This is a genomic window from Micromonospora sp. NPDC049274, assembly GCF_040678875.1.
GTDB lineage: Bacteria > Actinomycetota > Actinomycetes > Mycobacteriales > Micromonosporaceae > Micromonospora.
In genome coordinates, this window is record NZ_JBFAQS010000003.1 from 236,347 (window position 1) to 259,464 (window position 23,118).

Annotated in this window: 21 protein-coding genes and 1 tRNA gene; 14 read left to right on the top strand and 8 right to left on the bottom strand. The window is 71.5% G+C overall.

Features of this window, described 5'->3' with window-relative positions; translation table 11 throughout:
* Positions 1–176 precede the first annotated feature (176 nt).
* Entirely contained in the window at positions 177–2,867 is a 2,691-nt protein-coding gene (locus AB0K10_RS07500; protein ID WP_363680915.1) for a helix-turn-helix domain-containing protein, read from the top strand.
* Between the two features lie 219 nt (positions 2,868–3,086).
* On the opposite strand, the gene AB0K10_RS07505 is transcribed toward AB0K10_RS07500, so the two are convergent.
* Entirely contained in the window at positions 3,087–3,593 is a 507-nt protein-coding gene (locus AB0K10_RS07505; RefSeq protein WP_363680917.1) for a MarR family transcriptional regulator, read from the bottom strand.
* 99 nt (positions 3,594–3,692) lie between these two features.
* Here AB0K10_RS07505 and AB0K10_RS07510 point away from each other — a divergent pair, with 99 nt between their 5' ends.
* Complete coding sequence (locus tag AB0K10_RS07510) at positions 3,693–4,274, top strand: YceI family protein (protein ID WP_363680919.1); 582 nt, start codon at positions 3,693–3,695, stop codon at positions 4,272–4,274.
* A gap of 286 nt (positions 4,275–4,560) precedes the next feature.
* A complete protein-coding gene (locus tag AB0K10_RS07515) occupies positions 4,561–6,039 on the top strand; it encodes a glutamate--cysteine ligase (RefSeq protein ID WP_363680921.1) in 1,479 nt (492 codons plus the stop codon).
* Positions 6,040–6,068: 29 nt separating this feature from the next.
* On the opposite strand, the gene AB0K10_RS07520 is transcribed toward AB0K10_RS07515, so the two are convergent.
* A complete protein-coding gene (locus AB0K10_RS07520) occupies positions 6,069–7,631 on the bottom strand; it encodes a hypothetical protein (RefSeq protein ID WP_363680922.1) in 1,563 nt (520 codons plus the stop codon).
* Between the two features lie 122 nt (positions 7,632–7,753).
* Between AB0K10_RS07520 and AB0K10_RS07525 the strand changes: the two genes are divergently transcribed.
* Both AB0K10_RS07525 and AB0K10_RS07530 read left to right on the top strand, forming a co-directional pair.
* On the top strand, positions 7,754–8,455 hold the full coding sequence (locus AB0K10_RS07525; protein ID WP_363680923.1) for a PASTA domain-containing protein: 702 nt from the start codon (positions 7,754–7,756) through the stop codon (positions 8,453–8,455).
* A gap of 180 nt (positions 8,456–8,635) precedes the next feature.
* A complete protein-coding gene (locus AB0K10_RS07530) occupies positions 8,636–9,514 on the top strand; it encodes a PASTA domain-containing protein (RefSeq protein WP_363680924.1) in 879 nt (292 codons plus the stop codon).
* A gap of 4 nt (positions 9,515–9,518) precedes the next feature.
* Here AB0K10_RS07530 and AB0K10_RS07535 read toward each other — a convergent pair whose 3' ends face one another.
* Entirely contained in the window at positions 9,519–9,986 is a 468-nt protein-coding gene (locus AB0K10_RS07535; protein WP_363680925.1) for a hypothetical protein, read from the bottom strand.
* Between the two features lie 96 nt (positions 9,987–10,082).
* Positions 10,083–10,367 carry a hypothetical protein gene (locus AB0K10_RS07540; protein ID WP_363680926.1) on the bottom strand — a complete coding sequence of 95 codons (285 nt, stop codon included), beginning with the start codon at positions 10,365–10,367 and terminating at the stop codon, positions 10,083–10,085.
* A gap of 625 nt (positions 10,368–10,992) precedes the next feature.
* Between AB0K10_RS07540 and AB0K10_RS07545 the strand changes: the two genes are divergently transcribed.
* The 3 genes from AB0K10_RS07545 to AB0K10_RS07555 all read left to right on the top strand — a co-directional run bounded on the left by AB0K10_RS07545 (position 10,993) and on the right by AB0K10_RS07555 (position 12,673).
* Entirely contained in the window at positions 10,993–11,868 is an 876-nt protein-coding gene (locus AB0K10_RS07545) for a helix-turn-helix transcriptional regulator (RefSeq protein WP_363680927.1), read from the top strand.
* Positions 11,838–12,059 carry a DUF397 domain-containing protein gene (locus AB0K10_RS07550; protein ID WP_007454112.1) on the top strand — a complete coding sequence of 74 codons (222 nt, stop codon included), beginning with the start codon at positions 11,838–11,840 and terminating at the stop codon, positions 12,057–12,059. The genes AB0K10_RS07545 and AB0K10_RS07550 overlap by 31 nt, the downstream gene beginning before the upstream one ends.
* Before the next feature lie 212 nt (positions 12,060–12,271).
* A complete protein-coding gene (locus tag AB0K10_RS07555) occupies positions 12,272–12,673 on the top strand; it encodes a hypothetical protein (protein ID WP_363680928.1) in 402 nt (133 codons plus the stop codon).
* Here AB0K10_RS07555 and AB0K10_RS07560 read toward each other — a convergent pair.
* A complete protein-coding gene (locus AB0K10_RS07560) occupies positions 12,641–13,240 on the bottom strand; it encodes a hypothetical protein (RefSeq protein WP_363680929.1) in 600 nt (199 codons plus the stop codon). The two genes, AB0K10_RS07555 and AB0K10_RS07560, sit on opposite strands and share 33 nt — an antisense overlap.
* A gap of 218 nt (positions 13,241–13,458) precedes the next feature.
* Here AB0K10_RS07560 and AB0K10_RS07565 point away from each other — a divergent pair, with 218 nt between their 5' ends.
* Complete coding sequence (locus AB0K10_RS07565) at positions 13,459–15,012, top strand: S8 family serine peptidase (RefSeq protein ID WP_363680930.1); 1,554 nt, start codon at positions 13,459–13,461, stop codon at positions 15,010–15,012.
* A 67-nt stretch (positions 15,013–15,079) separates the two neighbouring features.
* Here AB0K10_RS07565 and AB0K10_RS07570 read toward each other — a convergent pair whose 3' ends face one another.
* The 3 genes from AB0K10_RS07570 to AB0K10_RS07580 all read right to left on the bottom strand — a co-directional run bounded on the left by AB0K10_RS07570 (position 15,080) and on the right by AB0K10_RS07580 (position 17,150).
* On the bottom strand, positions 15,080–15,886 hold the full coding sequence (locus tag AB0K10_RS07570) for a WecB/TagA/CpsF family glycosyltransferase (protein ID WP_363680932.1): 807 nt from the start codon (positions 15,884–15,886) through the stop codon (positions 15,080–15,082).
* The gene (locus AB0K10_RS07575) at positions 15,883–16,998 is read right to left on the bottom strand and encodes an NAD-dependent epimerase/dehydratase family protein (RefSeq protein WP_363680933.1); all 1,116 of its coding nucleotides are present in this window, start codon (positions 16,996–16,998) and stop codon (positions 15,883–15,885) included. Before AB0K10_RS07575 ends, AB0K10_RS07570 begins: the two co-directional genes overlap by 4 nt.
* 66 nt (positions 16,999–17,064) lie before the next feature.
* A tRNA-Leu gene (locus AB0K10_RS07580) sits at positions 17,065–17,150 on the bottom strand.
* A gap of 207 nt (positions 17,151–17,357) precedes the next feature.
* On the opposite strand from AB0K10_RS07580, the gene AB0K10_RS07585 reads away from it, so the two are divergent.
* From AB0K10_RS07585 to AB0K10_RS07605, 5 genes are read left to right on the top strand one after another with little or no spacing between them, the layout of a single operon-like run.
* A complete protein-coding gene (locus tag AB0K10_RS07585) occupies positions 17,358–18,146 on the top strand; it encodes a DUF3662 and FHA domain-containing protein (RefSeq protein ID WP_007454122.1) in 789 nt (262 codons plus the stop codon).
* A gap of 6 nt (positions 18,147–18,152) precedes the next feature.
* A complete protein-coding gene (locus AB0K10_RS07590; RefSeq protein ID WP_363680935.1) occupies positions 18,153–18,638 on the top strand; it encodes an FHA domain-containing protein in 486 nt (161 codons plus the stop codon).
* The gene (locus tag AB0K10_RS07595; RefSeq protein ID WP_363680936.1) at positions 18,635–20,095 is read left to right on the top strand and encodes a PP2C family serine/threonine-protein phosphatase; all 1,461 of its coding nucleotides are present in this window, start codon (positions 18,635–18,637) and stop codon (positions 20,093–20,095) included. Before AB0K10_RS07590 ends, AB0K10_RS07595 begins: the two co-directional genes overlap by 4 nt.
* Before the next feature lie 30 nt (positions 20,096–20,125).
* Positions 20,126–21,616 carry an FtsW/RodA/SpoVE family cell cycle protein gene (locus AB0K10_RS07600; protein ID WP_363680938.1) on the top strand — a complete coding sequence of 497 codons (1,491 nt, stop codon included), beginning with the start codon at positions 20,126–20,128 and terminating at the stop codon, positions 21,614–21,616.
* Positions 21,613–23,118 (top strand): penicillin-binding transpeptidase domain-containing protein, encoded by a 1,506-nt coding sequence (locus AB0K10_RS07605; RefSeq protein ID WP_363680940.1) that lies wholly within the window; start codon positions 21,613–21,615, stop codon positions 23,116–23,118. Before AB0K10_RS07600 ends, AB0K10_RS07605 begins: the two co-directional genes overlap by 4 nt.

The following is a 23,118-nucleotide window of genomic DNA, read 5'->3' on the forward strand; positions in this document are numbered from 1 at the left end:
CGTTAGCAGATAACGAAACTGTCCAAGATCTCGTCGAGCGGTCGTGCTTGAGGGCTGCGCGGGCCGATCAGGCGACCAGCCGGCCAGCGGTTCGGCTGTCGGATATCGGCGAGCGGGCGTCGGCAGGACGACGTTCGACTGCCGATGGTCGGAGTCGATCCGTACTCTTCGTGCCCATGACTCCGGATCATGATCGGTCGCGGAGCCCGGCCGGTCGTACCGGGCTGCCGGAGCTGCTCCGCGCCCACCGGCGCGCGGCCGGCCTGACCCAGGCGGAGCTGGCGTCCCGTGCCAGGGTCGGCGTGCGGACGGTGCGGGACCTGGAGCGCGGCCGCTCGGTTCGACCGCAGCGTACGACAGTCGAGTTGCTCGCCACGGCGTTGGAGTTGGACGCCGCCAACCGTGCGGCGTTCCTGGCCGCGGCCCGCGGCGCCGCCGGCGGTGAGCCGCCCCGAACGGACGTCATCTCGGGCACGCCCGGGGTTGACGCCGGCGTCACGTCGACGTCCGAAGCTGCCCGGGCCCGTTCGGTCGCACTCCCACCACCGGTCGCCCTCATCGGCCGCGACCGCGACGTCAGCGAGCTGGCCGGAATGCTGACCGCGGAGCGCAGTCCCCGACTGGTGAGTCTGGTCGGGCTGGCCGGGGTCGGCAAGACCGCGCTCGCGCTCGCCGTTGCCCACGCGGTGGCCCGCGCACATCCGGGCGGTGTGGCAGGCGTGCTGGTGGGCGAGGGCTCGGACGGACCGGACGTGCTCGCCGCCACGATGACCGTCCTCGGCGCGGCCCGGCTGCCGGAACTCGTCGCCCGGCTCGCCGGCCGGCCGGCCCTGCTGGTCATGGACGCGGTCGAGCGCGCCCCCGGCCCGGTGGCCGAGACATTGCACCGGCTGGGCACCGTGTTGCCGTCGCTGCGGGTGCTGGTCACCGGACGGCACCCGGTCGGGCTGCCCGGCGAACGCGTCTGGCCGGTCGCCCCGCTCGAGGTGCCGCCGCCGGACGCCGAGCACTCCGGGCCGGCCACGCTCGGCTCGTGGCCGGCGGTCGCGCTGTTCACCGCACGGCTCGCCCAGGTCCGTCGGGATCCGCCGACCCCCGACGAGTTGCCGGCGCTGGCCGCCCTGGTCCGTCGGCTGGGCGGCCTGCCGCTGGCCATCGAGCTGATGGCCGCCCGGGGCCGGCTGCTCGACCTCACCGAACTGCTCGACCGGTACGGCGACCGCGTGCTCGACCTGACCACCTCGGCCGACCCGGCGGCCCATACCCGCTGGGACGGCTCGGAGGCGGCCACCCGCCGCCCGCCTGCCACCGATGCCACCCGGGCAGCGGTCGCGGTGACCCTGCGGGACGCGGTGGCGACCAGCTATCGCCTGCTCGCGCCGGATGAGCGCGACGCGCTGCGACGGCTCGCCATGTTCGGCAACCGGTGGTCGGTGGAGCTGGCCGAGGAGATGCTCGCCGACGAGGCCGACCGCGACGGCACTGTCGCGATCGATCCGGTCCCGCTGCTGGACCGCCTCGTCGAGCTCGGCCTGTTGAGCGTTCGCGGCACCGGCCCGTTCCGGTTCCGCCTGCTCGACGCGGTCCGCGACTTCGCCATCGAGCAGGCCGTTGGTGGTGGCGAGCTGACGTGCGTACGGCGTCGGCATGCGGAGGTGGTCGCCCGCCTCGTGGCGCGGACCGCCTCCGACCTGGCCGGCCCACGGATGCTCGACGCGGTGCACCGGCTCGACGAGGTGAGCAGCGACATCAGTACGGCCCTGGCCCACGCGGCTACCGACGACCCGCTGACCGCGCTCCGCCTGGCCGCCTGCCTACCCCGCTGGTGGCGTTTCCGGGGGCGCGACGTGGCCGGGCGGCAGTGGCTGCGGCGGTTGTTGGCCGACCCCCGAACCGCCGACGCGGACCCGATCCTGCGCGGCTGGGCCAGCCTCGGAGTGGCCCGGCTCGCCGCCGAGCACGGCGCGGAGGCTGACGAGTTGTCGACGGCGCGGGCGGCGTTGGAGACGTTCCGACAGGCGGGCGACGTGACCGGCGAGCTGGAGGCGCGGAGTGTGCTCGGCGCGCTGCTGACCACCGTCGGCGGGCACGACGAGGCCCGGGAGCAGGCCGAGGCCGTGCTCCGGCTCGCCGCCCGCAACGGACGGACCCGCGATCTGGCGGTGGCGCAGAACAGCCTCGCCTGGCACGAGATCCGGGTCGGTGATCTGGGCGCGGCACGCCGTCGGCTGGCAGCCGTTGACCGGCTCGCCGCCGAGGGTGGTGAGCAGCGGTTGCGGGTGCTGGCCTGGGCCAACCGGGCCGAGGTGTCCCGCCTGGAGGGCCGGTACGCCGACGCGGTCGACCAGGGCCGGCGGGCGGCGGCGGCGCTGTTCGAGCTGGGTGACCCGGGGCATCGACGGCGGGTGCTCGGGACGGTCGGCCTGGCGCTCGCGCAGGACGGGCGTGCGGCGGAGGCGACCGAGGTGCTCAGCGAACTCCGCGCGGGGTCCGCCGAGGCGACAGTTGTCGTACCCGGGCAGCAGTGGGTGGAGCGGGTCGGGCTCCCGCGACCACGCTCTGACGACACAGTGTTGTCCTGGGGCGGGCCGGAGGCGGGAATCTGCGCGCTGATCGAGGGGAACCTGGCACTGCACCGGGGTGACCGGGAGTTGGCGGCGGAGTGGTTCGCCGCTGCCGCCGAGGCCGGCCACGATCGGCGGGACGTGGTGGAGGCGCTGGTGGGCCTCGCCGCGAGCACATCGGACCCGAGCGTTCTCGATCGCCTCGACCGGGCCTGCGAGGAGAGCGGCATCCTGTTGCTGCCGCAGGAATCCGGGTTGCTCTATGCGCTGATGGCCGCGCGGGGTGGGCCCGCCGAGCGGTAGTCGAGCACCAGTGGGTGGCCGGTCGGACGGGGAGTGGCGCGAGCGAAGAGCCCCCTTGGTGCTACCCCTCGCTGTTCGCCCGCGCCGTCACCCCCCGGTGATTCCCCGGTGGACGAAAGCCTGCCACCGCCGCTCGGGCAGAAGGTGCTCTTCAAGAGGTTTGTCCGGTCTGCAAAGTCAGTTCTGCCGGTCTTTCTGCCGGTGCTCCGGCCCCTGCGGTCAGGCCGGGTCGCAGTCGTCGGCGTCAGCCGCCTCCTGATCGGTGCTGCCGGCGGTGGCGCCGGGATGGACAGCGTCCCGCACCCGGCGCAGGCCGTCGAGCAGTGCCGCCAGGGCCGCGGGGTCGAGCTGGCCGGTGAACCACTGCTCGATGATCCGCAGGTGGCCGGGCAGCGTCTCGTCGAGCCGCCGCATGCCGGCCGCTGTGACCACCGCGTACGAGCTGCGGCGATCGTTCGGGCAGGCCCGGCGGGTGAGCAGCCCGTCGCGTTCCATCCGGTCCACCACGCGCGTCACCCCGCTTGTGGACAGGGAGGTCTGCGCGGCGAGGTCGGTCATCCGCAGCTGGTTGCCCGGCGAGCGGGCCAACCGGGTGATCACTTCGAACTCGACCGAGGAGAGGCCGTGCTCCTCGAGTTGGGCGGCGAACCGGGCCGAGAGCCCGGCGTGGACCTCGTAGAGGAGGCCAACCGCGGTGATCCGGGGGTCGTCGAACACGTTGGTCACTCGTTAACCCTACCAGTCCTTGACACGGGGAATGTTGTTGCGGTTATATTTGCTCAAGCAGTCGTTGGGCTACTAAACAATCTTCTGGAGGACACCAGCATGACCAGCAGCATCGATGCGGTTACCCGCGACTGGGACGGTCTCACCATCCCGGCGGCCGGCACCTACATGCTGGACGTGGCGCACAAGCGGGTCGGCTTCGTCGCCCGGCACATGATGGTGAGCAAGGTCCGCGGTGAGTTCAAGGAGGCGACCGCCACCGTCACCGTCGCCGAGGACCCGCTGCAGTCCTCGGTCGTCGCGACCATCCAGGCTGCCAGCATCGACACCACCCAGGGCGACCGGGACGCGCACCTGCGCAGCCCCGAGTTCCTGGACGCCGAGAAGTACCCGACCCTGGAGTTCCGCAGCACCGGCGTCAAGTCCCGGAGCGGCAACGAGTTCGTGCTCACCGGTGAGCTGACCATCAAGGACGTCACCCGTCCGGTGGAGCTGGCGGTCGAGTTCGAGGGCGTGGGTCGCAGCCCGTTCGGCCAGGACATCTTCGGGTTCTCCGCGAGCACCGAGATCGACCGCGAGGAGTTCGGCCTGACCTGGAACGTCACCCTGGAGACCGGTGGCGTGCTGGTCGGCAAGAAGATCAAGATCGAGATCGAGGGCGAGGCCGTCCGCCAGGCCTGATCCCACGGATCACCGGTACGCCGGGCCCGCGCCGCACGTCGGCGCGGGCCCGGCGTCGTGAGTGCCGTACGCGTGGGAATTGTCACGACTTGTTCCCAGCCAGTCGGGGTCCGGCGCATCAGGTACGGGGTAGAGATGGCACCACGAGCGCATCCGCCCCGGCCGGGCGTCGGATCACAGTCGCCGGCCTCTGGTCCTGGCCAGGCGAGCGCTCTTACCGTTAATGGTTCACAATGCGCTTTCCGGGACGGCAGGATCCCGACCGCGCCGGCGCTCGGGAGGACACATGGGCAGGGACGTCTCGCAGGGCGCCTTCACCCGGGAGGACCGCGTCCGCTACCGGCAGAAGGTTCGGCGGTGCCTGGACGTCTTCGCCCTGATGCTCGACGACTTCGGGTTCGACGCCGACCGGCCGATGACCGGCCTGGAGATCGAGCTGAACCTGGTCGACTCGGAGGCCGAGCCGGCGATGCGCAACGAGGAGATCCTCGCCGAGATCGCCGATCCGCTGTTCCAGACCGAGCTGGGGCAGTTCAACCTGGAGTTGAACGCGGAGCCTCGACTGATCGAGGGCACCGGTTTCGCCGACTACGAGCACGACCTGCGCAGCAGTCTGAGCCGGGCCGACGAGCGCGCGGCCAAGTCGGACGCGAAGATCGTCCTGGTCGGCATCCTGCCCACCCTCACCGAGGGGCACCTGGTCGAGGACAATCTCTCCACCAACGAGCGCTACCGGGTGCTCAACGACCAGATCGTCGGCGCCCGGGGTGAGGCCATCGAACTCGACATCCGTGGCGTCGAGCAGTTGCGCACGCACACCGATTCGATCGCCCCCGAGGCTGCCTGCACCAGCCTTCAGTTCCATCTCCAGGTCGCGCCGGACAGCTTCGCCGACTACTGGAACGCCTCCCAGGCCATCGCCGGGGTGCAGGTGGCGGTTGGGGCGAACTCGCCCTTCCTGTACGGCCGCCAACTCTGGGCCGAGACTCGGATCGCCCTGTTCAAGCAGGCCACCGACACCCGCCCGGAAGAGCTCAAGGCTCAGGGCGTACGCCCCCGGGTCTGGTTCGGTGAGCGGTGGATCACCTCGATCTTCGACCTGTTCGAGGAGAACGTCCGGTACTTCCCGCCGCTGCTGCCGATCTGCGAGGACGAGGACCCGGTGGAGGTGCTGCACGCCGGTGGGGTGCCCCACCTGGGCGAGCTGCGGCTGCACAACGGCACCGTCTACCGCTGGAACCGCCCGGTCTACGACATCATGAACGACCGCCCGCACCTGCGGGTGGAAAACCGCGTGCTGCCCGCCGGGCCGACGGTGGTGGACATGTTGGCGAACGCCGCCTTCTACTTCGGGCTGGTCCGCGGCCTGGCCGAGGCGGACCGGCCGATCTGGAGTCAGCTCCCGTTCAGCTCGGCCGAGGAGAACTTCCACTCGGCCGCCCGACGTGGGTTGGACGCCGTGCTGCACTGGCCCCGGTTCGGTGACGTGCCGGTCAGCAGGCTGGTGTTGGAGCACCTGCTGCCCGTCGCCGCGACAGGCCTGGACGGGTTCGGCGTCGACCCGGCACAGCGGGACCGGCTGCTCGGCATCATCGAGCAGCGCTGTCGTACCGGCCGCAATGGAGCCGTCTGGCAGACCGAGGCGGTCTGGGCGGCGGAGCGCCAGCGGGGCATGGGCCGCAGCGCCGCGCTGCACCACATGGTGCAGCGGTACGCGGAACTCCAGCGCGCCAACGAGCCGGTCCACACCTGGCCCGTCGACTGATCCCCACCGCACCGCCGAGCCGGACGCTGTCAGTCGGTGGGGCGGGTGCTCCTGCGGGGTGGGCGGGCACGGCGGGGTGCCGGTTCCTCGGTCGCTCCGGTGGCGGTGGGTTCGGCCGTCGCCGTCCCCTCCGGGGACGGTCGGGGCGCCGGCACCCGGGGTACGGCGGTCGTGCCGTCCGACCGGGCCTCCGCCCTGGTCGTCGACGACGCGGTCCTGCCGCGCCGAGGCGCCGTACCGGTCGAGGTGTCCGTCGCCGTCCCAGCGGCGTCCGTCCCGGTGCTGTCCGCCCTGGCGGCGTCCGTCTCAGCGCTGTCCGCCCGGTCCGACGACGGTACGGTCGCGCCGGCCGAGGCGGGAGCGATCCGCGCGCTCGGTCGGGCGGTCGGATCGGGCTCGGTCGGGGTCGGGGCGGTCGGGACGGGCTGCGTACCCGCGGCAGCTGACCTTCGGTGGGCAGCGCGTCTGCGGCCGGCTCGCTCGGTGAGGACGGCGGCCAGTATCGAGCCGCCGACACCAGCGATCACCGCATACGGGGCGATGAGCTGGGTGGAGAACTGCGCGGGCCCCAGCGTGGCCCACCGCGGCACGGTGGTCAGGTAGGCGAGCGCGACGAGCAGCGGCCCGGCCGCGCCGGAGGCCACCGCGCCGATCCGGTGCCCGTCCGAGCGGGCGGCGCCCCGAGCGGCGAGCGCGCCGATCAGGAGCGCGGGTACGAGCGCCAGCAGCGCACCGGGCCAGTAGAGCTGGCCCCCGATCCAGTACCGCGCGTGGTCCGGGTCGAGCTGCCAGGTGCCGAGCTGGGCGCCGGTGAGTCCGCGCCCGACGCGTACCCCGTCGACGACCGAGACCACCGCGAGCAGCCAGAGCCAGGCGGCCGTCGCGGTGACGTTCAGCGCGGCGCTGCGGGACCGCAGCGCCCAGAGCGCGACGACCACGCCGATCAGGATGCCCAGCGCCGCGTGCAACGCGGCGACCCGTTGCGGTGTGCCGGTGTCGGTGCCCACGGCGACCCGTGCCGGTACGGCGACCAGCAGCACGGTGACCAGTCCACCGAGCCCGGCGCCGAGCGCCAGTGACAGCCTGCGGAGCAGGCCGCCGCGCTCGGCGGGCAGCGTGTCGACCACGGGTGTCACCCGATCGACCGACGAGGTCGGCTGGTCCTGCGTCGCGTCGGTGCCCGCGGCCCGGATCGACCGCTCGTCGTCGAGCACCGCCGACTGCGGCAGCCGCGTCTCGCTCGCCGGGGCGGACGCCGTCGGCGTGGCGTCAGCCGCCGAGGCCGGCGCCATCGGTTCGGCGTCGACGGCCGGCTGGACGACCGCCGGGCGCATGGCACGCCTGTCGACCGCCGAGAGCACGGCACGCTGGTGCAGTCGCTGCGCGCAGACCGCGCCCAGCACCGTCGAGCTGGCGGCGAGCCAGGTGGCCCAGGCGAGGCCGTCCGCCCAGGCCGTGTCGTTGGCCCCGGCGTCGGTGGGCGTCCAGGTGATGACGCCGAGCCCGTAGCCGAAGCCGAGCTGTGCGGCGCCCGCGCCGGCAGCGACCCCGATCGCCGTCACGATCGATACTCCCCAGCCCCGTCTGGCCATGCCGGGCAGCGTAACGTCCCGTCGTCGGTGCGGCGAGTCGCAGTGACCCGCCGGTATGGACCGTCGGCACAACGTGATGGGCGGCGAACGGTACGGTCGCCGGTGATGAGGCGGTGGGCGGTATGACGGACGCGAACACGGGTCGGCAGGATTCCGCCGGCGGCCGGGCCGGCGGCGGTGGGAGCCGGGCCAGCGTGCTGCTCGGCGGTGGGCTGGTCGCGGTGCTGCTGGCCGTGGTCGGTGCGACAGGCGGCTGGTTGCTGGCCGGCGAGGACGACGAATCTCCGGCGAACCCGCAGGCGGTGGCCACCACGGCCGGTACGCCTACCGGTCGGGCCACCTCGTCACGGCCGGCTCCCGGCCGGACCACGCCGTCCGCCCCTCGGACGACGGACTCCACGACGAAGGGGACCGGGCTGACCGTGCCACCGGTGATCGGCGTCGACTTCGTGCAGGCACGCGAGATGCTGCGTGAGCAGCGGCTGGGCTGGCGTCTGGTCTTCGGCGGCGGCGCCGGCCGCACGGTGGACAGCGCTTCGCCGGCCGTGGGCACCGAGGTGGCCCGGGGCACCACGGTCCAACTGCAGGTGGCCGGTCCGGCCCCCGCCGCCGAGGTGCCGGACGTGGTCGGCGACCACTGCGCCAAGGCGGCCGACGAGTTGGTCGAGGAAGGGCTCTACCCGCGTTACCGCAGTGGGCGCAGCGGAAAGGTCAGCCGGCAGGAACCGGCCGAGGACGGCCCGGCCCGCTGGAACGACGAGGTCAGCATCTGGTGCGGGGACGCGGTCCCGCCGAGCCAGCCGACCACGAAGCCCACCCTCTGACCCGTCCCGTCGGCGCGTCGGGGTGACCCACTCGGCTTCCTGGAAATCGGGCTGTCCGGAGCACCGGGACACCACGACTTCACCAAGACCGAGTCGATCAATACCGGCTGATGTCGACGTGGGCGGTTATGTTGACGGTCGAGGGCCATGGCGCCTGCCCGGTTCGGGAAAGGACGTGCGATGAGCGACGACCGCCAGGAGCCGCCGGCCGGAGAGCCCGAGGACGACCGGACGCGCCCCCTGCCGCCCCCCGGCGGCAACCGGCCGCAGCCGCCCGAACCCACCGCGTCGCCGGACGAGACGATGCCTATCGACCGGGCCGCGTCGGGATCGCCCGGCGGTGGTGGGGGGTCGCCGGACGAGACGATGCCTATCGACCGGGCCGCGTCAGGGTCGCCGGGCGGTCGTGGGGGGTCGCCGGACGAGACGATGCCTATCGACCGGGCCGCCTCGGGGGCGCCGGGTGACCGGACGGCGCGGATGCCGGCGGAGCGGTCGACGCCGCCGTGGTCCGGGCGGGCCGAGGTGCGGGCGCCCCGACCGGCCGAACCGGCCGCCGACTGGTACGTCGAGGAGCAGGGTGGCCGGCGGTGGTGGCTGCCGATCCTCTGGGGCGTACTCGCATTGCTGCTCGCCGGGCTGCTCGGGGCGGCTCTGTGGGTGGTGCTCACCGCGCGGGACGACGACTCGGACGACCCGGCGACGCCGTCTGTCCCGCCGCCCAGTGCCACCGCCGCGCCGAGCAGCAGCGCCCCGACCTCGGCGGCGCCCACCAGCGCTTCGCCGAGCAGCCCGGCTGCGACCACCGAGGAGGCCCAGATACCGGTGCCGCCGCTGGCCGGGCTGACGCAGGCCACCGCCGAAGGGCTGCTGGACCGGCTCGGCCTGAGCTACCGAGTGGTGTACCGCCCGTCCGAGCTGCCGCCGGGGACGGTGGTGAGCACCGATCCGGAGGCCGGTACGACGGTGCGGACCGACGAGGAGGTGCTGCTGGTGATCTCCCAGGCCCGGCCCTCCACCGAGACCAGCCCGAACCCGACGGTGACGACCACGCCGTGACCGGTCACCACATCCGGCGGCGGGTGCCGACGAGGCCGAGGCCGGCGAGCGAGATGGTGAGGCCGAAGATCCCGGACCAGAACAGCGAGCGGTGGACGTCGGTGGCGGCGTGCCCGGCCGGAGCGGCCTCGGTGAGTTCCTGCCGTCCGTCGGACTGAGCGCCACCGCCGGCGCCAGCGGCCGGGTCGGTCCCAGTGGTCGGGCCGGTGCCAGTGGTCGGGTCCGTCGCTCCGACGCGTCCGTCGGATACATCGGTGCCGAGCCAGCCGAATCCATCGGTCGGCGGGTGGGAGTCGACCACGGTGATCTCCGGGGCCGGCACCGGAACGGCCAGCCGGGTGGACGACAACGCCGGGTCGCGGACCAGGACCACGATGGTGGTCACGGCCCCGAGGAGGGCGAGCAGTCCGAGAGCGTAGGTGATACGGGAGCGGTGGTGCCGCCGCACGGCGGGCTGATTGACCATGACCATCCCAGGCTCAGGGTCCTGGACGTGCGGTGGAACGTGCCGGGGTGGGCGTACCGATTCTATGGCGACGGCACGCCTACCCGCGGCGGTTCGCGCTGGTCAGCCGACTCTGACCGGCGTACGGGCGACCGGTCGTCGGGTCCGTACGGTGTGCGGGCGGGGCTCCGGCGCGGCCTGCACCTGCTGCAGCCCTTCCCGCTGTACGAAGATCGATCGTCGGTTGACGGCGTCGCCGGCGGCGTTGAGCTCGTAGCCGTCGAGCCAGAGCCAACCGTCGTAGGTCGGCCAGTCGAGCACCCGGATCACGCGGAACATGATCGGCCTGAGGAACTGGACACTCGCCGCGCGAGTCACGTGCAGAACGTCACCGGAGCGGGGAAGCACATGGGCTCCTGGGGAGGGAGAGCCGGCGTCGTGCCGGCGGGTGACTGGTCTGGGATGTCTCGGCCCGGTGACGGGATCGCGCCTCGTGGACCGGTTGGTGCGTGGTGGTGGTCGGGCCGTACCCGCTGGTGGCGTGCCGCCACCCGACCATCACCTGACTGCTTCCGGGAACCGCGCCCACCGCCGCAGTCAGCTGGCTTGCAGCGGTGGGGTCATCACCCCGGCGCAGGTCTTGATGGCGCCGGCTGGGCCCGCGCCCGGTCCGGCCTTCCGGGGTCGATGGGGTCACCACACCCGGAGAGCGGACGGAGACGCTGAGTGATCCGTGCCATACGGACAGAGTGCATCAGCGACGTGCTTCATGCAAGTTGCACGTCGACTTTTGCCGATACGTGAGTCCGCCACGCAAAGCGGCGCTTGAAGCCATCCGCGTGCGGACGGCACACTGAGGGCCGGTGTCGCCCGTCGCGGCCGGCCGATGACCGGCACCACCCCTCGTCGCGAACGCTCGCCGGTCGACGGTCGCGCCCCCGGCGAGCGCCAGTCAGTGGCGCGTCGACCGGAGGTAGCCCGAGAGTGGGGTCGAGCAACCAGCGGCGAGGACCAGAAACACCGAGGCCGCGCGATGAGTGAGCGGCGCAGCCCGACGATCCGACGGCGGCGGCTCGGTGCCGAGCTGCGCCGGCAGCGGGAGTCGGCCGGGATCACGATCGAGGTGGTCGCCGAGCAGTTGGAGTGCTCGGCGTCCAAGGTGTCCCGGATCGAGACCGGGCACACCACGGCCACTCCGCGCGACGTGCGGGACATGCTGCGGATCTACGGCGTCGTGGGTGCCGAGAGTGACGAACTTGTCCAGATCGCCCGGGAAGCGCGGCAGAAGGGCTGGTGGCACCCGTACAGCACGGTGCTGGTCGGCGCGTACGTCGGGCTGGAGGCGGCGGCGAGTTCGATCCGCGCGTACGAACAGCAGGTCGTGCCGGGCCTGTTGGAGACCGAGGAGTACGCCGGGGCGATGATCCGCGCCGCCCGTCCGGACTTCACCGCCGATCAGGTACACCAGAGGGTGCGTGTCCGTCTGGGCCGTCAGTCGTTGTTGACCCAGGACGATCCGGTCGATCTGTGGGTGGTGCTCGATGAGGCGGTGGTAAGTCGGCCGGTGGGCGGGGACGAGGTGATGCGCGGCCAACTCAGGAGGTTGGTCGAGGTTGCCGAGTTGCCGAACGTGACGCTCCAGATCCTCCCCTTCGAGGTGGGTGCGCACGCAGGCATGGACGGGACCTTCACGATCCTCAGCTTCCCCGAGCCCGGTGATCCGGATGTCGTGTACGCGGAGAACGCCACGGGTGGGCTCTTCCTCGAGAAGAGCGACGAACTGCAGAAGTACAGCTTCATCTTTGATCACATCCGCGCTGCGGCCATTCGTCCAGAGGAGTCCATCGCGCACATCGCAAAACTGGCAGAGGAGCCGAAATGGCGACCAAGGGGTTCCCCGTGGACCTGACGCAGGCGACGTGGTTCAAGAGCTCGAAGAGCGGGCCGAACTGCGACAACTGCGTGGAGGTGGCGTACGTGACCGGGGCGGTCGGAGTGCGGGACTCGAAGGACAAGGCCGGCCCGGCCCTGGTCTTCGCTCCCGGTGACTGGCACGCCTTCGTCGCCGGAACCAGGGATGGTGTGTTGGGCTCGGTCTGACCGAGTGAGCAGTTGAGGTCCCCGTCCGGTCCCGACCGGGCGGGGACCTTCCGTGTTCGGCAACGTCGACGACCCGCGGCGGGCGTCGGCCCCGGTGAGGTTCCGCCGGGATTCCCGTCGCCACAGCGGGTCCGCCTCGTTGAACCCGTCGGTACGGCGCTGGTCCACGACCCGCCGCACCGACCCGCACCCGAGCGAGGTAGGCGAGACGGATGACGACGATCGGTTCAGAGAACCTCACCAACGGTCCGGGTAAGCCGGAGCGTTTCGGTGGCAAGTACCGCGGGGCGCGTCGGGACACCGTACTGACCGAGGTGGTCTCGACCGACCAGGAGCTGAACGGGCGGGAGATGTCGGCCCCGGAGGGGGGCGAGGCACCGCTCTCGCTGCCGTCGCTGGACCCGAACCCCCTGGTCGAGCCGTCGTTCCCGGCGACCGGCTGGCCGCTGGAGCCCAGCGGTTCACTTGCCGACCACCCGCTGCTGCGCGGCCTGCTGCTGGAGTTGCCGCCGAAGGGCAGCATCCCGCCGCCGGGCTGGCTGGACCGCTGGTTCGAGGCGACGCGGGCGATCCTGGAGCTGCTATACGTGCAGGGGGCCGGCCGCTCCCGCTGAGCGGGAGGTGGCGGGCTGGGCCCGCTCGGTGAGCTGGCTGTGCCGCAGCGCGTGTCGCACGCCGATGGCGGCCACCGCGAGTGCGCCGACGGTGATCGCCGGCCCGGTGACCCCGGGCTCGGCGCCGAGGTCCGCACCGGCCGCCGCGATCACCGCCGGCAGCGTCGCCAGGGCGGTCACCTGCAACGGCAACCCGACGAGCGGGTGTGCGGCGACGGCGCGCAGCCCGTGCGGCGCGGGCGTCCCGGGTGCCGTGTCGAACGCCCCGGCCCCGGCCCACAGGCGGCGGATCCGTCGTACGGAGCAGGCGGCCACCACGAGCGCCGGCCCGGTGGCGATGGTGAGCCCGGCGGCGGCCCGGTCCACCGGCGCGGTGCCGCCGCTGAACAGCCCGCCGATGGACACCGCCGCGACGAGTGCCACGCCGGTCAGCGCGAGCGCCAGCAACCATCCGGTACGCCGACGCAGCGTACGTGCGTCGCGAAGTCGGGGCAGCCGGTCGGCCAGGACCCCGGCGGCCAGCCAGATGGCGGCGACCGGCAACAGGATGGTGAGCTGACTCTCCATGTCGGAGAGTCTTCCCCGAATCGACGCGCGGCAAATCCGGGCCGGACCCTCGTTGACCCCGGAAGCCGAGCCCGTAGGGGGCATCCCATTGGGGTGATGGACGTTTCGGCATGTTTATCTGCCCCGCCTCATCGATCTACCCTCAGCCTGATCGGCATCTGTCGATAGATGTGGTACCGGTGGTCGCGCTTCGCCGCCGGTCGGAGGGAGGTAGGAAGATGGGTCTTCCACGCAGGTCCGTACTGGTCGGGGTGGCCGCCGCGACCGTGTTGGCCGTCGGCACCCCGGCCCTGGCCGCCGAGCCCGTCGGCGTGGTCCGGGAGGCCGGCGGAGCCACCGCCGTGCCGGACAGCTACATCGTCGTCCTCAAGGACACCGCAGTGGCCTCCAGCCGGGTCGGTGACACCGCCCAGCGACTGACCGGCCGGCACGGCGGACGGGTCGCCCGCACCTACGGCACGGCGCTGCGTGGCTTCGAGGTCACCGTCAGCGCGAAGGCGGCGGCACGGATCGCCGCCGACCCGGCCGTCGCGTACGTCGAGCAGAACCACACCGTGTCCATCTCCGGAACGCAGGCCAACCCGCCCTCCTGGGGCCTGGACCGCATCGACCAGCGCAACCTGCCGCTGGACAGCTCCTACACCTACCCGAACACGGCGAGCAACGTGCACGCCTACATCATCGACACCGGCATCCGCTTCGCCCACAACGACTTCGGGGGCCGGGCCACCTCCGGCTACGACTCGGTGGACGGCGGGTCGGCCGACGACTGCAACGGGCACGGCACGCACGTCGCCGGCACCGTCGGTGGATCCTCGTACGGGGTGGCCAAGGGCGTCCAGCTCGTCGCCGTAAGGGTGCTCAACTGCTCCGGCAGTGGCACCAACGCCGGTGTGATCGCCGGTGTCGACTGGGTCACCGCGAACGCGATCAAGCCGGCGGTGGCGAACATGAGTCTCGGCGGCGGCGCGAACAGCTCGCTGGACACCGCCGTCCGAAACTCGATCGCCTCCGGCGTGACGTACGGCCTGGCGGCCGGCAACGACAACGGCGCGAACGCCTGCAACACCTCACCGGCGCGGACCACGGAGGCCATCACGGTCGGGTCGACGACCAGCTCGGACGCCCGTTCGTCGTTCTCCAACATCGGCACCTGCCTGGACATCTTCGCGCCGGGCTCGTCGATCACCTCGGCCTGGTACACGAGCAACACCGCTACCAACACGATCAGCGGCACCTCGATGGCCACCCCGCACGTGGTCGGAGCGGCGGCCCTGGTGGCCAGCGCCAACCCGAGCTGGACCCCGGCGCAGGTGCGCAACCAGCTGGTGGCCAACGCGACCCCGAACGTGGTGACCAACGCGGGCTCGGGCTCGCCGAACCTGTTGCTCTACGTGGGCAGCGGCGGCACCACCCCGCCGCCCACCGGCTGCACCGGCACCAACGGCGCCGACGTGTCGATCCCGGACGCCGGTGCGGCGGTGACCAGCTCGATCACCATCTCCGGCTGTGGCCGCAACGCCTCGTCGGCCTCCACGGTGGCGGTGAACATCGTGCACACGTACCGCGGTGATCTGGTCATCGACCTGCTCGCCCCGGACGGCAGCGCGTACCGGCTGCAGAACAGCAGCTCGGACAGCGCCGACAACATCAACACCACGTACACGGCAAACGTGTCGGGTGAGGCCGCCGACGGCACGTGGCGCCTCCAGGTGCGCGACGTGTACTCGGCCGACACCGGCTACCTCAACAGCTGGACCCTGACCGTCTGACCGCCTCCGACGAGCGAGGCCCCGCCCGGACATCCGGGTGGGGCCTCGTGTCGTACCGAAAAAGGGGTCAGACCGCGAAGGTGGCCGGCCGCTCGGTGGCCGGGGCCGGCGGGCGGGCCTTCCACATGCCCGTCTTCTGACCGGCGAGGCGGGTCAGGTAGGCGGGGTTGAGGATCACGTAGCGGCGCCAGAGTCGTTTCGGCTCCAGACCGAGCCGCCAGAACCACTCCAGGCCGGCGCGCTGCATCCACGGCGGGGGCTGGCGCAGCAGCCCGGCGTGGTAGTCGAAGGCCGCACCGACAGCCATCAGCGGCATGTCGAGCAGCGGGCGCATGGCGTACGTGAAGACCTCCTGGCGCGGGCAGCCGAGCCCGACCAGGACGAGACGGGCGCCGCTGGACCGGATCCGGTCGGCGATCTCGGCATCCTCGCCCGGCTGGACCGCGCGGAACTTCGACGGCTCCACCCCGGCGATCTTCAGCGCGGGGAACATCCGCTCCAGCGCCGGGATGAGCTTGGCCAGCGTCTCCTCCGTCGAGCCGTACAGGTAGACCGGCAGGCCCTCGTCGGCGAAGCGGGAGAGCACGTGCAGGGTCAGCGTCGGCCCATAGACACGGTCCGTGAGCCCGGCGTGGTGCAGCAGGTTGAGCGCCCAGCGCACCGGCTGCCCGTCCGGGGTGACCACGTCGAACGAGTTGAGCCGGGCATTGTGCGCCGGATCCAGCACACCTGTCATCACGCCGTGCACGGCCAACGCGGTGAGCGCGAGTGGCCGGCGCTCGTGCGCGGCGGTCACCACCGCGTCGGTCGCCGTGGCGTAGTCGGTGGCGTCGACCAGGACGCCGAGCACGTTGCGCTTGGTCCTGGACCTCATGACTGCGGCACCCACTTGTCCACGTTGGCCTCGTAGATCTCCCGCAGGATCATCGGCACGTCGTACGTGATCTTCCACTCCGGGTACTGCTCCTCGAACCGGGCCATGCTGCTCACGTACCACTGGTGGTCGCCGGTGCGGTTCTGCTCGACGTAGTTGATCCGGGCCTCGCGGCCGGTGATCTCCTGGGCGATCGCGAACGCCTCGATGTGCGAGGTGTTGGAGTGCCGGCCGCCGCCGAGGTTGTAGACCTCGGCGGAGCGGGGCGCCCGGAAGAACGCCTCGAACGCGGTCAGCACGTCGTGCGAGTGGATCGCGTCGCGGACCATCTTGCCCTTGTAGCCGAACAGGTTGTACGTCCGGCCCTCCATCACGCAGCGCATCAGGTAGGCCAGGAACCCGTGCAACTCGGCGGCCGAGTGGGCCGGGCCGGTCAGGGTGCCGCCCCGGAAACAGGCGGTCTTCATGTCGAAGTAGCGGCCGTACTCCTGCACCATCACATCCGCGGCGACCTTCGAGGCGCCGAAGACCGAGTGCAGCGAGTGGTCGATCGACATCTCCTCGGTGATGCCCTGGTACCAGCGGTGGTCCTCGGGCAGCTCGTACCGGGTCTCCAGCTCGATCAGCGGCAGGCTGTTGGGTCGGTCACCGTAGACCTTGTTTGTCGAGCAGTGGATGAACGGCGCGTCGATCGCGTGGCGGCGGGTGTTCTCCAGGATGTTGAGCGTGCCGCCGGCGTTCACGTCGAAGTCCGTGTACGGCTCCTTGGCCGCCCAGTCGTGGCTCGGCTGCGCGGCGCTGTGGATCACCACGGCGATGTCCGAGCCGTACTTCTTGAACACCTGCTCCAGACCGTCCCGGTCCCGGATGTCCACCGGGTAGTGGGTGTAGGAGCTACCCAGGTCACGGCCGAGCCGTTCCAGGCTCCACGAGGTGGAGCCGTCCTCGCCGAAGAAGTACCGCCGCATGTCGTTGTCGATGCCGACGACGTCCAGGCCGAGGCCGGCGAAGTGCCGGACCGCCTCGGAGCCGATCAGACCACCAGACCCGGTCACCAACGCGACACTCACACGCCACTCCTGGTCCATCGGAGGCAGAAACCATCGGAGCATAGCGTGATGCCCGGCACGCCCCGAATATGACGGAAGGGCCCCGCATCTCGCGGAGCCCTCGTCTTTTGGTGGGGATGGGGGGAGTTGAACCCCCACGCCCTTTCGGGCACACGGACCTGAACCGTGCGCGTCTGCCATTCCGCCACATCCCCGTGGCACGACCCGGAACACTCTAGCCGCCCCGAACCCGCTGTCACCAACGGGCCCCGGGAATACTACGCTGTCCCAGTCGCTCGCCACGAGCGGTTACCGTTCGTGGCGGACGAAAGATTAGCACGGCGGTCCCGGTCCTTCCGAGCGGGCCGGGAGCAGCCGGCCGAGCGGCGTGTGAGCTGCGCGCGCGCCGGCCGGATACCATCATGTCCTCGGGACCCGAGGAGGAGCCGGTGAGCGTGCTGCAACGCTTCGAGAAGCGTCTGGAAGGCCTGGTCGAAGGGGCCTTCGCCAAGGTCTTCAAAGGGGTGGTCCACCCCGTGGAGATCCTCAACGCCATGCAGCGGGAGGCCGAGGCGCACAAGGCGATCCTGGCCGGTGGGCGCACGTTGGTGCCCAACCGCTACGTGATCGATCTCTCGCCGTTCGACCACAGTCGTCTGGCGCCGTACGCCGCCGCACTGGCCCAGGAGCTGGCCCAGTCGCAGGCGGAGTTCATCGGCGAGCAGGCCTGGACGGTCTACGGCGACGTGATCGTCGAGATCGAGCGGGGCGAGGGCCTGGACACGGGAATGTTCCGCGTCACCGCCGAGGTCTACACCGGCGGCGAGGTCGCCCCCGTGTCGGCGCCCGGCTACGACGCCGGCCCGCCCGCGTACCCCGCGTACGACCAGGGTGGCGGCTACGGCCCGCCGCCCGGGCACGGTGGCGGCCGCAACGTGCGGCTGGTCTCCGGTGACGGGCGCACCTACCCGCTCCAGATGGGGTCGACGGTGATCGGTCGCGGCGACCAGGCGAACCTGCGCCTGCCCGACGTCGGCATCTCCCGGCGACACGCCCGGCTGGATTTCGACGGCGGCCAGGTTGTGCTGACCGATCTGGGCTCCACCAACGGCACCATGGTCAACGGGCAGCGGGTCTCCGCCGTCGCCCTCAACCCGGGTGACATGGTCCAGCTCGGCACCACGACGCTGACCTTCCGCGTGGACGGCTGAGCCGCCTTGCCGGCACTGGTCATCACCGTTGCCCGGTTCGGGTTCCTGATCCTGCTGTGGATCTTCGTGTTCACGGTGGTCGGCGTGATCCGTCGGGATCTCTTCGCGGGGGCCCGGTCCGGTCGCCTGGTGGCGGCACCACGCGCGGTTGGCGCCTCGACGGGGCAGGCGGCCAAACCGGCGAAGGTGAAGCGGGGCAGGGCGGCCCACCAGTTGGTGGTCACCGCAGGTCAGCTGGCCGGCACCCGCATCACCCTCGGTGAAGCGCAGATCACCATCGGTCGGGCCGAGGATTCCACCCTGGTCATCACCGACGACTACGCCTCCGCGCGGCACGCGAGACTCGTGCCGCGCGAGGGCCAGTGGTACGTCGAGGACCTCGGCTCGACTAACGGCACGTACCTAGATCGCGCTAAGGTCACCGGACCAACCCCCGTACCCCTCGGCGTGCCGATCCGGATCGGCCGCACTTCCCTCGAATTACGGCCATGACTCTGACCCTGCGCTATGCGGCCCACAGCGACCGCGGTCTGATCCGTGACGGCAATCAAGACTCCGTCTACGCCGGGCCGCGGCTACTCGCCGTTGCCGACGGCATGGGCGGCATGGCCGCCGGTGACGTCGCCAGCAACATCGTCATCGGTGCCATGGCGCCGCTCGACGAGGACGTCCCAGGGGACGCTCTCGTCGACGCGTTGCGTTCGGCCGTGGGCACCGCCAACCAACAGCTCCGCGACACGGTGGATGCCAACCCGCAGTTGGAGGGGATGGGCACCACGCTGACGGCGACCCTCTTCTCCGGCAGCAAGCTGGGGATGGTCCACATCGGCGACTCGCGGGCCTATCTGCTGCGCAACGGTGAGTTCGCCCAGATCACCAAGGACGACACGTACGTCCAGATGCTCGTCGACGAGGGCCGGATCAGCGCCGAGGAGGCCAGCAGCCACCCGCAGCGGTCGCTGCTGACCCGTGCCCTGGACGGCCGGGACATCGACCCGGAGTACTCGGTGCGTCAGGTGCTGCCCGGCGATCGGTACCTGATCTGCAGCGACGGCCTCTCCGGCGTGGTGAGTGCGGAGACCATCGGCGAGAGTCTGCGGGAGTACACCGATCCGCAGCAGTGCGTCGAGCGGCTGGTGCAGCTCGCGCTGCGCGGCGGCGGTCCGGACAACATCACCGTGATCATCGCCGATGCCACCGACCACGACATCGTCGAGGCGACCCCGATCGTCGGCGGCGCCGCCGCCCGGGACCGGGGCATGGCCACCTCCGCCGACGACTCGACCCCGGCCGCCCGGGCCTCGGCGCTCTCCGCGCCGCGCCCCGCCGCGCCCGAGGAGCCGGCGTCCGCCGATGACGAGCCGGAGCGCCGCAAGCACCGTCCGGTACGCACCACAGCCATGGCGCTGGCCCTCCTGGTCATCCTCGGCGGCGGGCTCTTCGGCGGCTGGACGTACACCCAACGCCAGTACTACGTGGGCGCCACCGAGGAGGGGCAGGTCGCCGTCTTCCGTGGCATCCAGGGGCAGATCGCGGGGATGGACCTCTCGACCGTGCACCGCACCAGCGGCACCCGGTTGGACGACCTCACCGTCGCCGCTCAGGACACGGTCAAGGTGGGCATCCGGGCCAAGAACGAGCCGGACGCCGAGCGCCAGCTCGCCGAGCTGACCAGCGACACCCCGAGCAACCCCAACCTGAAGCCGGTCTGCCCGCCCGACTCGGGCGCGCTGGTCGGCACGCCGACGCCCACCCCGAGCGTGACCCCGCCCGGGACGTCCCCGACGCCGAACGTCAGCCCCGGCACCTCGGTGAACGGGGTCGTCAGCGCGAGCCCGACCAACGCGGCCACCACCGGCGGGCCCGATCCGACCACCACACCCGACGTCACGCCCTCCGACTCGGCACCGCCGGCGCTCGACCCGGCCGGCTGCCGGTCTCCCGAGTGAGCGTCGGCTGAGATCCCAAGGACTCCACCCGTGACCGTAGCGGCCACACCGGCACCCTCGCCCGCCACCACGGGCGGGGAGTCCGGCGTACGCCTGGCCCGGTCCCGACGGAACGCCGAGCTGTCCCTGCTGCTGCTGGCCATGGTGCTGGTGGCGGCGTACATGGCGACCGTCGAGGCGAACCTTCTGGACACGGTCACCCCGGATTTCTGGATGCCCGCCGCCGCCCTCGGCGCGGTCTTCCTCGGCCTGCACCTGGTGATCCGGTTCCTCGCCCCGTTCGCTGACCCGGCTCTGTTGCCGGCGGTGGCCCTGCTCAACGGCCTCGGGGTGGGCTTCCTGCGCCGGATCGACCTGGGCGACGCCGCCCCGGCCGACCGGGAGGACCTGGCGACCTTCGCCGGCATCGGCGGCCGGCAGCTCGCGTGGACGCTCGCCGCGGTGATCCTCGCCGCGGGCCTGCTCGCGATCATGCGCGATCACCGTTCGGTCTCCCGGTACGCGTACACCCTGGGACTCGCCGGCATCGTGCTGGTCATGCTCCCGGCGGTGCTGCCGCGCAGCATCTCCGAGATCAACGGCGCCAAGCTGTGGATCCGGGTCGGCGGCTTCTCGCTGCAACCTGGTGAGTTCGCCAAGCTGGCGCTGCTGGTCTTCTTCGCCTACTACCTGGTGCGCAAGCGTGAGGTGCTCTCGCTGGCCAGCCGGCGGTTCCTCGGCATCGACTTCCCGCGTGGGCGCGACCTCGGCCCGGTGGTGGTGGTCTGGCTGATCAGCCTCCTGGTGCTGGTCTTCGAGAAGGACCTGGGCACCTCGCTGCTCTACTTCGGCATGTTCGTGGTGACGCTCTACATCGCCACCGAGCGGGTCAGTTGGCTGCTGATCGGTCTGCTCCTCTTCTTCGGCGGCGCCTACCTCGCGTACGTCCTCGGCTCGACTGTCGGTGGCCCGTTCGCCAACTTCTACCTGCGCGCCGAGATCTGGCTGGACCCGTTCGCCGACCCGACCGACAAGGGCTACCAGCTCGTCCAGGGTCTGCTGGCCCTCGGCACGGGCGGGCTCTTCGGCGCCGGGCCGGGCGGCGGTCAGCCGGACATCCTGCCCGAGGTGCAGAACGACTTCATCTTCGCCGGCATCGGTGAGGAGATCGGCCTGTTCGGCCTCTCCGCGCTGCTGGTGGTCTACCTGCTGATCGTGGAGCGGGGCCTGCGCGCCGCGCTCGCGGTCCGTGACTCGTTCGGCAAGCTGCTCGCCGGCGGCCTCGCCTTCACCCTGGGCCTGCAGGTCTTCGTGATCGTCGGCGGCATCAGCAAGCTCATCCCGCTGACCGGCCAGACCACACCGTTCCTGTCCGCCGGTGGCTCGTCGCTGATGGCGAACTGGCTACTCATCGCGGTCCTGTTGCGCGTCTCCGACGGGGCGCGACGACCGGTGACGGGTAGTTCCGGCAAGGCGAGCCGGCCCTCGGGCGGCTCACCCGAGCAGTTGCATGGTGCTCCCACGGAGGTGATCAAGCCGTGAACGCACCCCTGCGCCGTGTCGGCATCGTCGTCATGGTCCTGTTCGGTCTGCTCTTCGCGAACCTCAACTGGATCCAGGCCTACAAGGCTGATGAATACCGCACCAGCGACTACAACGGCCGGGTCCAGGTCGCCGACTACAAGCGCAAGCGCGGCAACATCGAGGCCGGCGGCACCGCGGTGGCCACCAGCAAGGAGACCACCGGCAAGCTGAAGTTCCAGCGCACCTACCCGGGTGGCGCGAAGTACGCGCACGTGCTCGGCTACAAGCCGGTCAACCTGGCCGACACCGGCATCGAGCAGGTGGAGAACGACTTCCTGGCCGGCACCAGCGACCAGTTGATCGGCGACCGTTTCAAGGACATGTTCACCGGCGACGAGACCGGCGGCGGCAACGTGCTGCTCACGCTCTCGAAGCGAGCGCAGGACGTGGCGTACGACCAGATGCGCAACAACCAGGTGGATGCGAAGCGCGGCGCGGCGATCGCCATCGACCCGCGGACCGGTGCGGTGCAGGCCCTGGTGTCGATGCCCAGCTTCGACCCGAACCCGCTGGTCAGCCACAACACGACCGAGGCCGCTGCCGAGATCAACAAGCTGGAGCAGAACCCGGACGGTCCGCTCAAGAACCGGGCCCTCTCCGAGACGCTGCCGCCGGGCTCCACCTTCAAGATCGTGGTCGCCGCGGCGGCGCTGGAGAACGGCGTCACCAAGACGACCCCGATTCCGGCCGGCTCCAGCTACACCCCGCCCACCTCGGGCACCCCGATCCGCAACGCCGCCGCGTCGATCTGCCCCGAGGCGCAGGTCACCCTGCTGGAGGCGGTCACCGAGTCGTGCAACACCGGCTTCGCGCAGCTCGGCGTGCGGCTCGGCGCCGACAAGGTCAAGGAGAAGGCCCGGCAGTTCGGCTTCGAGCAGGAGGACCTCACGGTCGGCCAGCTCGGCGAGGGCGGTCTGCGGACGGCGGCCAGCCGGACCGGCGACATGCTGAACCCGGACGGCAACACCGACCCGGCCGCGCTGGCCCAGTCCTCGATCGGCCAGAACAACGTCCGGATGACCCCGTTGCAGGGCGCGATGATCGCCGGAGCGGTCGCCAACGGCGGCAGCCAGATGCGGCCGTACCTGGTCCGGCAACTCCTCGCCCCGGACCGGACCACCAGCTACTACACGGCGAAGCCGAAGGACCTGCGTCAACCGGTAAGCGCTCAGACCGCCGCCGACCTGCGCGACATGATGGTCAGCGTGGTCCAGAAGGGCACCGGCCAGAAGGCGGCGATCAGCGGCTACACGGTCGGCGGCAAGACGGGCACCGCGCAGTCCGCCCCGGACCGGCCCGACCACGGCTGGTTCATCGGCTTCGCACTGGACAAGAACGGCAACCCCGTCTCCGCCGTGTGCGTGGTGCTGGAGCAGGCCGGCAGCGGCGGCAGCGCCGAGGCGGCCCGGATCGGCGGCCAGATCATGCGGGCCGCCATCGCCGACCCCGGGGGCCGCTGA

Excerpts from the sequence above, each read along its gene's own strand:
- AB0K10_RS07500 (WP_363680915.1), top strand. The coding sequence starts at position 177 with ATGACTCCGGATCATGATCGGTCGCGGAGCCCGGCCGGTCGTACCGGG.
- AB0K10_RS07510 (WP_363680919.1), top strand. The coding sequence starts at position 3,693 with ATGACCAGCAGCATCGATGCGGTTACCCGCGACTGGGACGGTCTCACC.
- AB0K10_RS07515 (WP_363680921.1), top strand. The coding sequence starts at position 4,561 with ATGGGCAGGGACGTCTCGCAGGGCGCCTTCACCCGGGAGGACCGCGTC.
- AB0K10_RS07520 (WP_363680922.1), bottom strand. The coding sequence starts at position 7,631 with ATGGCCAGACGGGGCTGGGGAGTATCGATCGTGACGGCGATCGGGGTC.
- AB0K10_RS07525 (WP_363680923.1), top strand. The coding sequence starts at position 7,754 with ATGACGGACGCGAACACGGGTCGGCAGGATTCCGCCGGCGGCCGGGCC.
- AB0K10_RS07530 (WP_363680924.1), top strand. The coding sequence starts at position 8,636 with ATGAGCGACGACCGCCAGGAGCCGCCGGCCGGAGAGCCCGAGGACGAC.
- AB0K10_RS07535 (WP_363680925.1), bottom strand. The coding sequence starts at position 9,986 with ATGGTCATGGTCAATCAGCCCGCCGTGCGGCGGCACCACCGCTCCCGT.
- AB0K10_RS07545 (WP_363680927.1), top strand. The coding sequence starts at position 10,993 with ATGAGTGAGCGGCGCAGCCCGACGATCCGACGGCGGCGGCTCGGTGCC.
- AB0K10_RS07550 (WP_007454112.1), top strand. The coding sequence starts at position 11,838 with ATGGCGACCAAGGGGTTCCCCGTGGACCTGACGCAGGCGACGTGGTTC.
- AB0K10_RS07555 (WP_363680928.1), top strand. The coding sequence starts at position 12,272 with ATGACGACGATCGGTTCAGAGAACCTCACCAACGGTCCGGGTAAGCCG.
- AB0K10_RS07560 (WP_363680929.1), bottom strand. The coding sequence starts at position 13,240 with ATGGAGAGTCAGCTCACCATCCTGTTGCCGGTCGCCGCCATCTGGCTG.
- AB0K10_RS07565 (WP_363680930.1), top strand. The coding sequence starts at position 13,459 with ATGGGTCTTCCACGCAGGTCCGTACTGGTCGGGGTGGCCGCCGCGACC.
- AB0K10_RS07570 (WP_363680932.1), bottom strand. The coding sequence starts at position 15,886 with ATGAGGTCCAGGACCAAGCGCAACGTGCTCGGCGTCCTGGTCGACGCC.
- AB0K10_RS07575 (WP_363680933.1), bottom strand. The coding sequence starts at position 16,998 with ATGCTCCGATGGTTTCTGCCTCCGATGGACCAGGAGTGGCGTGTGAGT.
- AB0K10_RS07585 (WP_007454122.1), top strand. The coding sequence starts at position 17,358 with ATGTCCTCGGGACCCGAGGAGGAGCCGGTGAGCGTGCTGCAACGCTTC.
- AB0K10_RS07595 (WP_363680936.1), top strand. The coding sequence starts at position 18,635 with ATGACTCTGACCCTGCGCTATGCGGCCCACAGCGACCGCGGTCTGATC.